General features: G+C 33.0%; 8 protein-coding genes. 2 read left to right on the top strand and 6 right to left on the bottom strand.

Going from position 1 to position 11,964, the window contains the following annotated elements; genetic code table 11:
* Positions 1-146: 146 nt before the first annotated feature.
* Positions 147-2,195, top strand: a complete 2,049-nt coding sequence (locus tag ACT3CE_RS16050; RefSeq protein WP_444710788.1) for a tetratricopeptide repeat-containing sensor histidine kinase — start codon at positions 147-149, stop codon at positions 2,193-2,195.
* A 200-nt stretch (positions 2,196-2,395) separates the two neighbouring features.
* Complete coding sequence (locus tag ACT3CE_RS16055) at positions 2,396-2,467, top strand: DUF805 domain-containing protein (RefSeq protein WP_444710828.1); 72 nt, start codon at positions 2,396-2,398, stop codon at positions 2,465-2,467.
* Between the two features lie 213 nt (positions 2,468-2,680).
* Here ACT3CE_RS16055 and ACT3CE_RS16060 read toward each other — a convergent pair whose 3' ends face one another.
* From ACT3CE_RS16060 to pta, 6 genes are all read right to left on the bottom strand, one after another.
* Complete coding sequence (locus tag ACT3CE_RS16060; RefSeq protein ID WP_444710789.1) at positions 2,681-3,829, bottom strand: twitch domain-containing radical SAM protein; 1,149 nt, start codon at positions 3,827-3,829, stop codon at positions 2,681-2,683.
* Positions 3,830-4,127: 298 nt separating this feature from the next.
* Positions 4,128-5,039: a phosphate acyltransferase gene (locus tag ACT3CE_RS16065; protein WP_444710790.1), complete on the bottom strand. Its 912-nt coding sequence runs from the start codon at positions 5,037-5,039 to the stop codon at positions 4,128-4,130.
* Between the two features lie 61 nt (positions 5,040-5,100).
* Positions 5,101-6,006, bottom strand: a complete 906-nt coding sequence (locus ACT3CE_RS16070; protein WP_444710791.1) for a phosphate acyltransferase — start codon at positions 6,004-6,006, stop codon at positions 5,101-5,103.
* Positions 6,007-6,240: 234 nt separating this feature from the next.
* Positions 6,241-9,285 (bottom strand): sensor histidine kinase, encoded by a 3,045-nt coding sequence (locus ACT3CE_RS16075; RefSeq protein ID WP_444710792.1) that lies wholly within the window; start codon positions 9,283-9,285, stop codon positions 6,241-6,243.
* Between the two features lie 253 nt (positions 9,286-9,538).
* Positions 9,539-10,747, bottom strand: coding sequence for an acetate/propionate family kinase (locus tag ACT3CE_RS16080; RefSeq protein ID WP_444710793.1), 1,209 nt, complete (start codon positions 10,745-10,747; stop codon positions 9,539-9,541).
* 31 nt (positions 10,748-10,778) lie between these two features.
* Entirely contained in the window at positions 10,779-11,780 is a 1,002-nt protein-coding gene (pta, locus tag ACT3CE_RS16085) for a phosphate acetyltransferase (RefSeq protein WP_444710794.1), read from the bottom strand.
* Positions 11,781-11,964: the final 184 nt, after the last annotated feature.

The raw sequence follows: 11,964 nt of genomic DNA on the forward strand, positions 1-11,964 counted from the left end.
GTCCAGTAATCATAAACGGCATATTTTGTCCGCTTTATTATAAGCTCACAATAAAAGTAGACGTATTTTTACTATTTTAGTCTCATAATTAAAATGGAAATGTGAAAAATCTATATAAATACATAATACTCATAAGCTCCTTTTTTATGCTGAGCCTATATGCATATTCCCAAGAAAAAGAATTGCATCTTATTGATTCTCTTAAACAAGTAAACAGCAAACTTTCTAATACTAATGAACTTATTGATAATTGTAATGAAATAGCGATTCATTATGGAAGTTTAAATATTGACAGCTCTCTATATTATAGTAGTAAAGCAAAAAAAATTGCTACAGATATTGATTACAAAAAAGGTTTAGCAACCTCCTACTCCTATTCTGCTCGTGCTTATATTGACAAATCGGAATTTAAACTTGCCATCTCAAATTTTCACGAAGCACTTAATTTATTTAAAAACTTAAACGATTCGATTAACATATTAGACACCTACCGGGGATTAGGTTATGTTGCCTCATTTAGTGCAAGTCAGCTAAAAACTTTAAATTATAACCTGTCAGCTTTAAATTATGCCGAACAGCTTAAAGACACTACAAGCATATCAATTATTTTAAATAATATCGGATCAATTTATAAAAAACTTAATGACTATGAGTCTTCCCTGAGATATTTCACAAAAGCAATGGAATTCGTTCCAAAAGATAACATTGACGACATTGCTCTTGCTCATTCAAATATTGGTGTTCTAAAAATAGAAAATGGTAAAACTGAAGCTGCCATCAATAATTATCATGAGCTTCTTAAAATTATGCCAAAGGTTCAAAGCTCTTATCTTTTAGCTTACTTTCAACTTTCTATTGCAGGATATTACAATGCTATCAACGATTTTAAATCTTCGAGATACTATTTCGATAAAGCTTTTAAAATTAGCGATTCTCTTAATTACCAGCACATAAAAGTCAGGCTTCTGCGTAAGGAAGCAGAAATGTATCTTAAGCAAAAAAAATACAGAAACTGTGTAATAAATTTCAATAAATGCATCGCACTTTCTAACAAACTTGGCATAAGAGAAGAGTTTCCCAGGATCTATAAAATGAGAGCACAGGCCTATTTTAATCTCAATCAACCAGCTAAAGCTTATGCATCATCTATGCAAGCAATTAATTTTACCGATTCATTGCAACTCTCTAAAGTTTCAGGCTTTTTAGATGAGTTTGAAGAACAAAGAACTAAAGATGAAATGGAGCGTCTCCAATTACAGGAAGCACTTAAGGATCAGCAAATAGAAAATGGAGCCTACAAAATGAAAGTAAGAAGTTGGTTGGCTTTTATTGCAATTGTTCTGCTCATTTTAATAATTTGTCTTATTGCCTATTCTTTTTTTAAGAGTAAAAAGAAAAATAAAATATTAACAAGTCAACACGCAACCATTAAACAGCAAAAATTATTACTCGAAGAAAACATCCAAAAATTAAAAGTGAGTGAAATTAATCTTAAAAAACTAAATGCTACGAAAGATAAGTTTTTTTCAATTATTTCACACGACTTAAAAAGTCCATTCAACTCTATTATTGGCTTTAGTTCGGAGCTATCGGACTACTACGACTCTTACGACAATAAGGAGCGCAAAACAATGATAGATATGATAAAAGACACATCTCAGGCAACCCTAACCTTGCTTGAAAATTTACTAAGTTGGTCACAATCTCAATCGGGACACATAAAATTAAAACCAGAATCGTACAAATTAAAATCTTTAATTAAAAATGGAATATCAGCTTATCTTGGTTCTGCTGATATTAAAAATATAAAAGTAACTAACAATATTAATAAGGACATAAATGTTTTCACCGATAAAGAAACTGTAAAAATAATTATCTCTAACCTGTTTAACAATGCTATTAAGTACAGTAAAAATGGAGGAGAAATTACCCTTTCGAGTAAAAATATCCAAAATCAAAAAATTGAGGTTTGCATAGCAGATTCAGGAATCGGAATGAATGAATCTATTCTTAAGGGGCTATTTAATATCGAAGATAATGTTAGCCGCCCGGGAACAGCAGAAGAAAAAGGAACTGGTCTGGGTTTAATTTTATGCAAAGAATTTATCACCAAAAATGGCGGCGAAATACGTGTAGAAAGCGTTGTTGATAAAGGAAGTAAATTCTACTTTACTTTACCAATTAATAAAGCGTAATCGTACTTTCCTTATAGTTTCCTCGATTGATTGGACCAGAAAACCTTATTCTTTAGTTGAACTTAAGCAGCATTACAATAGATTAATGCTGGTTTGTTTCTACCGATTCATTGATGGTCACGATTGTGGTACCGTTCCATCCATTTTTTAATTCCTTAATAGAAATCTAAGCCATTATCTGAAGAATTAAAATAAATGTACTGGTATTCTTATTAATTCCGGGTATAGCTTTAAGTGTAAGAAGATTGCATGATACTGGTCGTAGTGGCTGATTTTTACTTTTAGGAGTAATACCTTTTGTAGCTGCTATTATTTTATTCGTTTTCTTTGCTACCGATAATGATACTTCGGATAACGAATACGTTACAAACCTAAAACTTGTAGCTTCGGCTGTATAATGCAGAAATATCTTCTATTTCAAATTAAGGAATCTTTAAGATTCCTTTTTTTTGCCATCGAGAAGAATTAGGTAAAAACCTCTAGACCTAAAAAACTAAAACAGACTCTATATTCTCTCCCCTCAACTCATCGAATAGCTTTGTTTCCTTCTTAAAATTTTCCCACTGTTTGCTAAGATCATCACTTAACATATACTGTTCACATTCTTTAAATTGGCTAATTACTGATTGTGGAATATTCTTTTTTTCAGCCCAATCGTAAAATCTATGGTATTGTGCTATTACCTTTTTTTTGTAGCTTTTAGGCAATGCTTTTGTATTGTAATGCAAAGGCCTATCGAGCATATTAATGTATAATCCTTTAGCTTCTATAATCTGCTCGAGCAAACAAGTTTGATACAACTGTGGCAAATTAAAAATCGAAAATACCGATATGGTTGGCGCAATTAAAAAGCGAATGTGCTTATGCGGGCGAATGAGCTCTCTGTTCGCTAAAAATTGCTCCCAATTAAAGCCTTTACGAATATACTCCCCCAATTTTCCTTGTGCATCGATACTTGCCAAAATTTCTACTTCGGAAAAATGCTTCCAATATTCTAAAACATCATAATCTCCCATTTTTAACTGTGAAAAATTAGTGTTGTACCTCAATCGCATATTCCTTGATTTGTTTTTCACCAGCCAATCGAGCAAAAGATAATGCTCTTTGGTTGCTAGTGGTTCACCACCAGCAAAATATATCTCCTGGGCCTGCAGCAATGCTTCGCCCATCTGATCAATAAACTGATCGAAATTGGTAATATTTTGAAGTAAAGCCTTTTCGCCCAAGTTCCTTTTTAACTGCCTGGCTTCAGGAAACCATGCCGAACTAGCCCCATGCCAACAAGTACGACAAGCAAAATTACAAGCATTAGAAAAGCGAATGTCGAAATAAACAGGCATAGGATTTTCCATTCGTGCAAAATAGGCTCCAAACTTCTCGTGAGTTTCTTGTCGAACACTCTTCCCTCCTGCCTTCTCTAATCGCTCACAAACTCCACATCTGGTATCTTTTTCGCCATTAGCAAATTTCAATCTAAGCTGATTAATGGCCTCACCATTCCAAATCTCGTTAAAAGATTGTGTATTACAATCGCCAAAAGGAATATTGGCAAGACAACAGGCTTTTACTTTTCCGGCATTTCCTACGTGGTAATGTATCCACGGCATTAAGCAGTATGGGGTTTGTTTTGGCATACTGCAAATATATAAATTAGATGCTAATGATTGGTTAGAATTAGGTATGCTATAAATACACAATCCCAAATATTAATCTGATTATACCGAATCTGGAAGAATAATTGATTGTTCGAAAAAATGCATTCGATTAAACTTATTTTTCACCAAATGTAATTTTTAATCGATTATTTTAAAAAATCCCTAAGTGTTACTCATAAACTACTATTTTTCATTTAAGGCAAAATCGCTTAATTGCAATAAAGAGATACGATAGGTTCGCATCTCTTTCATTATTCATTTATAATTCTTAATTGTTTTAATCTGCCATTAAAACAGATAAAGCAATACAATAAAATTTCGATTTTTCGCTTTCACTTCTCGACATTACCACAACTGGTTTTGTAGTTCCCTGAATTAGTCCGCCAAGCTCGCCACCGGCAAATAGCATTAATCCTTTATAAAAAGAATTACAAGCCTCCAACGATGGAAAAATTAAACAATCTGCTTCACCATTAATTGGAGTAGAAATCCCTTTTATCTCTACTGAGGCAGGATCGCAGGCTAGAAATACATCCAATGGTCCATCAACAATGCAATTTTTAATCTGACCGCGATCGGCCATTTTACAAATAATAGAATCATCAACCGATCCCTGAAAAGCAGGATTTGGCTTTTCTGTTGCCGATATCAAGGCCACTTTAGGTTTATCAATCCCAAATTTCCGTGCCATTTTTACCGAATAATTTACCATTTCAATTTTCTGATTCAAATCAGGATAAGGCAATACCGCAGTATCCGACACAAATAATAGTTTATTGTATTTTGGTAAATCCAGAGCGCAAACATAACTCATTACTGCTTTGGGAGGCAACAAACCTTTCTCTTTATTAAGTACTGCTTTCAGAAATTTATCGGTTCCAACTAAGCCTTTCATTACCACATCGGCCTCATTTTCACGAGCCAGACGAACAGCTTCTGCAGTTGCCTCTACATCGTTGAGAATGTGCACTATGGTAAAAATATCAGGATTTATTCCTTCGGTCTCGGCTTTAGAGCGAATTTCCTGCTCATCACCAATCATTACTGCCTCAACAAAACCTTCGTTTATGGCTTTTGCAATGGCACCAATAGTATTGGGATCCTGGGCGTAAGCAACAGCAATTTTCTTTTTCTTTCCGCTTTGGCGAAGATGATCGACCATTTGATCGAGAGAACAAATTGGGGACATATATTTTTTTATTAGGTATTGAGTAAAAAAGACGCACAAAAGTACGTCTCTTCAGGTATATTTATTTTGATGCAACAAGAGCAGCTAAAGCAATAGAATATAATTTTGTTTTAACACTATCGCCACGAGAAGAAAGTATTGCCGGACACTTGGCACCAACAACCATAGCTCCAAGCTCCGATTTAGCTAATTTTGTATTTGTTTTATAAAATACATTTCCCGATTCGATATTTGGAAATACCAGGCAATCGGCATCGCCAGCTACTTTAGAGTCTAATTTCTTAATTTCTGCTGATTCTCTATCAATGGCTACATCAATTGCCAAAGGACCATCAACAAAAGCATTTTTAATTTGTCCGCGATCGGCCATTTTAGAAATTATTGAAGCATCGATACAAGCCTGCATTTTTGGTAATACCTGCTCCGAAGCAGCTATCATTGCTACTTTTGGGGTTTCAATTCCTAAAGCACGTGCTACCGAAACAACATAATTAGTTAATGCAATTTTTTGATTCAAATCGGGCTGAGGTATAACTGCAACATCACTACAAACCAGTAATTTATGGTAATTTAAATTCTCCATAACAGTAACATGACTTAAAACAGCTTTTGGTGGCATTAATCCGCTTTCTTTATTAAGAATGGCTTTCATGTACTTATCGGTACTTACCAACCCTTTCATAATCATATCACCTTGTCCATTATTAATTAGCTCTACTGCCTTTTGAGCTGCTTTTAACTCATTGGGTTCATGAACAATTGTAAATTTGTTCACGTCAATATTATGATCGGCACAAGTTTTTCCTATGATATCCTTATCTCCCACCAAAGTAGCTACAACAATGTTTTTTTCTACTGCATTATTCACAGCCTCAATAGTATGAGCATCGTTAGCATAAGCAGCTACCAGACGTTTTTTATCGTTATTTTTAAGAACTTCAATGATTTGCTCCAAACGTGTAATCATTACTTTTTTATGTTTTAGTGTTTGTTTCAGGAAATAAAAATCCTGTTTTATTTAGTTGTAAGGCAAAAATATGAAATAATTACGAATCGTCTCTTAAACAAGACACAAAACTTTCATTTATTCACTAAATAATCAATAATAATTACAATGTGGAATTTTACGAATTAAATTAAAGAGCTAAAATTTGAGAAAATAATTAATGAAAATTAGCTACCAATAGAAAATGAAAAGCATCTACTTTTTAGAGAGAGGAATCGTAAAAAAGAAAGAAGTACCCTTATTCTTCTCACTTTTAACATAAATTTCTCCACCATTAAGCTCAACAAACTCTTTACTTAACATTAAACCAAAACCTGTTCCTGTTTCGTTTGCTGTTCCTTCGCTGGTAAATATACTATCTATTTTAAATAATTTATCGACTTGTGCTTTTGTCATTCCCATACCAGTGTCTTTCACTTCAAGTGTAGCAAAATCATCATTTTTAAAAACTAATAACTCAATCGTTTGTCCGGTAAAGGAATATTTAATTGCATTTGATAATAAATTTCGAATTATAGTATCTATCATTGCTTTATCGGCATCAACCAAAACTTTTTCAATCTTTCCAATAACTTTTATTCCTTTTAGCGAGGCAAGACTTTTATGAAGTTCTAAGTTACTTTGAATAACAACTGACAAATCAAATTTTTCCTTATTAATCTTAAAATTACCTTTCTGTACATTGGCCCATTCTAGCAAACTTTCTAAAAGCTTAAAAGTATCATCCGAACTTTTATAAATAGTTTCGAGCAGTTCTTTTTGCTCTTCTTCGCTTAGCATATCTGTATCATGAATCAGCATTTTAGAAAATCCCCTAATGGCGTTAAACGGATTTCTTAAGTCGTGACCTATTATCGATAAAAATTTATCTTTTGCTTTATTAGCCAATAATAAATTCTCATTTGCATTTTGTAACTGAACAGTACGCTGAGAAACTAACTCCTCTAACTTAAGCATTTGTTTTTTAGCTCTTTGCTTACTATAAATATTAGTTAAAAATATTAGAATCAGAACAATAATAAGTTCGCTTAATAAAATATACCATCGCAAATACCAAATCTGATTTACTTTTAAAGGAACAATTTTATGATTACTCCATAAATAATTTCCTTCATGCTTGCATCGAATACAAATTTTATAGTTCCCGGGCTCTAAATCTGAAACGATAACCTGATTTTTATTGGAAATATCATTCCAGTCTCTAATTTTTTCGACTCCACGAATAATACAATATTGAAATTGATTTTGTTTTTGCGGATAAATACTCGCTGTTACATCCAATAGTAACATAGAACCCTTAGTAACCTCTAACTGAGCATTTGGAGTAATAAAATAATTATTTTCATTTGCAATATGCACAAGGGGTTTTGGTGTAGTAGGAATAGAATCTCTTACTTTAGCAAAAGCAAGTCCATTAGATGTACCAACCCATAAAAAACCTCTGTTATCAACCACAAGATTCCCAACAGTAAATGTTTTTGATGGCAAGCCCTGATCCGGTGTAAACAAAGAAATATCATTTTTCCTTTTTCGGATTACTCCTTTACTCGTTGTTAACCAAATTGCATTATACTGATCGACAGCAACAGCACCTATCTCACCCTGACTTAATTCACCTAAATCTACTTTCTCAACTACTGAATCGTGATATTTATATAAACCTAAAGAGCATCCAATAAACAAACTGTCCTCAACAGGTTCTAGATCTCGAATCCAAAAATCACCCACATTTTCAAAAGGGCTTTCATCACTTATATTCCGAAATTTATTATTTTCTCTATCGTATTTATAGAGATACGAATGTTTATACTCACCTCCCACAAACAAGGTGTTCTTTTTATCTAGGCAAATATCCTGTACAATTCTTCTATTTTTAAACTGATCAAAATAGCTTTTAAGCTTAGCATCGTTCAAATCTAATTTAAACAATTCCTTATTAGCTACAAGCCATATCTCCTTTATGGATACTATTTCAATATCACTTATGGGTTGTTGACAAACAGGTATCTTTTTAATCAATTCATCAGCTACGTAAACGAGTAAGTTCCCCTGCTCTGTTCCAATAAATGTATAATTTTTAAAAGTTTTAATTACGTTTAAAGTTCCTGTAAAACTTATATTTTGTTTTTTTAAAGAATATTGATCTATTGATTTGTAAACATGATTTCGACTGGCCGAAATAAGCTCTCCTTTACTATTTTTTCGAATACAAGCTACATATTCCGAGTTTGTTGTTAAAAATTGAGAAGTGAAAAATTTAGGTTTCATTACAATTGCACCAGAATTTGTAGATACCCAGAATTTTCCAAATTCATCTTTAATTATTTCATTTACTGTAAAATAAGGAAATCCTCCTACAGGATAAAAATTATTTTTATCACCCAATTTTATTTCTACAAGCCCCTGATACCAGGTACCAGCTAAAATTCTATTCTGACTCAATCTTTCAAAACAAGATGCTATAACTCCTTCCGAAATCATTTCATTATGCACCACTCTTCCATTAAAATCTACTATTATTTTTATGATCCCAACTGAAGTGCCCAATAAAAATTCATTAGCCCCAATCTTAAAGGATGAATGAACCAAGAAATCTTGTTTGAAATTACACTCTTCAAATGAGTTAGACTCACTTTCAAATTTGTAAAACCATCCTTTTTGAGAAACAACAATTAAATTTCCATTATCGCACTCTAAAAATTGAAATGATCGGGCATAAGAACTAGTAAGGTTCTTTTCATCCATAACATATTTTTCAAGCACTTTTCCATTCATTCGAAAAATATGATTGTAATCGCTTATCCAAATTCTATGCTGTTTATCTTCATATACATGCTTTGGATACTTCGGTGCCGCAGGATCTTTATTACATTCTATTAATAATTCAATTTCATTTTTTTCAAATGATGGATTGATCTTGTATATTGCATCATCAGAAACAGCTAACAAACTACCATCATGCAGTCTGAACAACTCCTTAAAATACTTAGACTTACCCTCGGGCAATTGAAACAAGTTAAACTCATCATTTATTAAGGAAAAAACACCGCCATCGGTTGCAAAGTAATAAGTCCCATTAAAATCCTGATTTATAGACTTTACCAGCTCCTCACTTAATTTATTTTGTTTATTATATTCATGAATACGAAAATCGGTTCGCTGTGCATTTGCAAAATTCCCGAATGCAGATAACAGTATAAATAATAATATGGGCTTGTATATAGAAAATAATGTAAGCATAGTTAGTATCTTATATGATTCACGCTGATATGGTAAATCTTAGCAACTAAACGATAATAAAATATTTTTGTTACATCAAAATACTTAAAATACCTTATTATACAAACACAATGATCGCTTAATGATTAATTAAAATGCAAATAGATTATTTATATGATTAGAAAAACTAAAATTAATCCATAAAAAAAGGTCTGATTACAATGAGAACCAGACCTTTTAAAAATATTTACTAAACCTAAATTAGTACTTTTTTTTATTTTATTTCACTAACAATTCTCTGAGTATCAGAAGCAATCACCAACTCTTCGTTAGTTGTAATTACCATTGCCTTAACTTTTGAACCTTCTTTAGAAATCAGAGCATCCTTACCTCTTAAACCATCATTCTTTTCAGCATCAAAATCTAATCCTAAGTATCCAAAATCTTTAATAATTTTTTCACGAGAAGCACAATCATTCTCACCAATACCTCCAGTGAAAAGAATCAAATCAACTCCTCCCATTGAAGCAGAATATGAACCTACAAATTTTTTCACTCTGTAAGCAAACATATCCAAAGCCAATTGAGCTCTTTGATTGCCTTTTTCAGCAGCTGTTTCTAAATCTCTCATATCAGAAGAAATTCCAGAAATTCCAGACAATCCACTCTCCTTATTTATTAATTTATTAGCTTCTTCGATAGAAAGGTTTTTCTTTTCGGAAATATAAAGTAATGCACCTAAATCAAGGTTACCAGTACGAGTTCCCATTAATAAACCTTCGTTTGGAGTAAAACCCATTGAAGTTTCAACAGACTTACCGCCATTAATAGCACAAACCGAAGCTCCATTACCTAGGTGACAGCTAATAATTTTCTTATCAGCAATATTCCATCCTAAAATCTCACAAGCTCTATTTGCAACGAATTTATGACTGGTTCCGTGAAATCCATATTTACGTACACGAAGATCCTCATAACAATCATAAGGTAATCCATACATAAATGCTTCAGCAGGAAGTGTTTGATGGAAAGATGTATCGAAAACAGCTACCTGAGGAAGACCTGGAAGCAACTTTTCAATTGATAAAATTCCTTCTAAATTTGCTGGATTATGAAGAGGAGCCAACTCGCAACAAGTAGAAATATTTTCTTTTGCTTTTTCATCGATAAATGCAGAATCCTTAAAGAATTCGCCGCCATGAGCCACACGATGACCTGCAGCGTCAATTTCTTTTAAATCGCTAATCACACCATGATCAGCATCAACCAAAGCTTTTAGTACCAAATCGATACCTACACTATGATTAGGAATATCCTGAGTAATTTCGTATTTATCTTTACCTTCTGGTTTATGAGTTAAGATACCATTTTTTAAGCCAATTCTCTCAACAAGACCTTTTGCCAATAAAGTAGCTTCCTCACCCATATGTAATAACTGATATTTTAAAGAAGAGCTACCGCAATTAAAAACTAGAACGTTCATCTGAATTTTATTATTTAGTTTGGATTATTTATTACATGCCTGCAGCCTGGTTTGCAGTAATTGCAACCAAGTTTACAATATCACTAACTGAACAACCTCTCGAAAGATCGTTAATTGGAGCAGCCATACCTTGTAAAACCGGACCTACAGCCTCGGCTCCTGCTAAACGCTGTACCAATTTATATGAAATGTTACCTACCTCTAAAGTTGGAAACACCAATACATTTGCTTTACCTGCTACCTCGCTACCTGGTGCTTTCTTAGAACCAATAGCTTCAACAATAGCTGCATCGGCTTGCATTTCACCATCAATTTGAAATTCAGGAGCCATTTCTTTAGCCAAACGAGTAGCTTCCACAACTTTATCAACCATTTCGTGCTTACCAGAACCCTTAGTTGAGAAGCTTAACATTGCTACTCTTGGCTCCATTTGTGCAATTGCTTTGGTTGTTTTTGCAGTAGCTACAGCAATCTCTGCTAATTCACTCGCAGTTGGATTTGGATGAACAGCACAATCTGCAAATACCATCATTCCATTATCTCCGTATGATTTATCTTTCATAATCATGATAAAAGCACCGGAAACAACAGAAATACCAGGCATTGTTTTCACAATCTGGAAAGCAGGACGCAATACATCGCCAGTTGCATTTAAAGCACCTGCAACTTCTCCATCAGCATCTCCAGCCTTAATCATTAAAGTTGCTAAATAAAGAGGATCCTGTACCAAACCCATGGCTTGCTCCATGGTCATTCCCTTCTTTTTTCTTAGCTCTACCAAAATTTCAGCATAAGCTTCCATTTTTTCATGACTTTTAGGATTAACAATTATAGCTTTGTCAATATTTTTTAATCCTAAACGAGTAGCTTCGCTTTTAATTACTTCGGGAGCACCAATCAAAATAATTTGAGCTATTCCTTCTTCTAAAAGAATATCAGTTGCTTGTAGCGTTCTTTCTTCTGTTCCTTCAGGAAGAACAATTTTTTTGTTGTGCAATTTGGCGTTTGCCTTAATTTTCTGCAATAAGTCCATTGTGAATCAATATATTAATCTATTTTGTAATCTCGACATTGCAAATCTAGGAATAAATCGTAAACTTTAGATTCCTAAATTCAATATTTTTTTCAGTTTTAGATCTAAACTTTTAATAAATATTCATTCTTGATAAGAATAAGTATAAAAATAAAAGCGTAATTTCATCTGTAGAAAATTTATT

This window comes from Marinifilum sp. RC60d5 (assembly GCF_052400665.1).
Taxonomy (GTDB): Bacteria; Bacteroidota; Bacteroidia; order Bacteroidales; family Marinifilaceae; genus JBQTGK01.

Bases quoted from the DNA above. Each gene is read 5' to 3' on its own strand.
- ACT3CE_RS16050 (WP_444710788.1), top strand. From the start codon at position 147: ATGCTGAGCCTATATGCATATTCCCAAGAAAAAGAATTGCATCTTATT.
- ACT3CE_RS16060 (WP_444710789.1), bottom strand. From the start codon at position 3,829: ATGCCAAAACAAACCCCATACTGCTTAATGCCGTGGATACATTACCAC.
- ACT3CE_RS16065 (WP_444710790.1), bottom strand. From the start codon at position 5,039: ATGTCCCCAATTTGTTCTCTCGATCAAATGGTCGATCATCTTCGCCAA.
- ACT3CE_RS16070 (WP_444710791.1), bottom strand. From the start codon at position 6,006: ATGATTACACGTTTGGAGCAAATCATTGAAGTTCTTAAAAATAACGAT.
- ACT3CE_RS16075 (WP_444710792.1), bottom strand. From the start codon at position 9,285: ATGCTTACATTATTTTCTATATACAAGCCCATATTATTATTTATACTG.
- ACT3CE_RS16080 (WP_444710793.1), bottom strand. From the start codon at position 10,747: ATGAACGTTCTAGTTTTTAATTGCGGTAGCTCTTCTTTAAAATATCAG.
- pta (WP_444710794.1), bottom strand. From the start codon at position 11,780: ATGGACTTATTGCAGAAAATTAAGGCAAACGCCAAATTGCACAACAAA.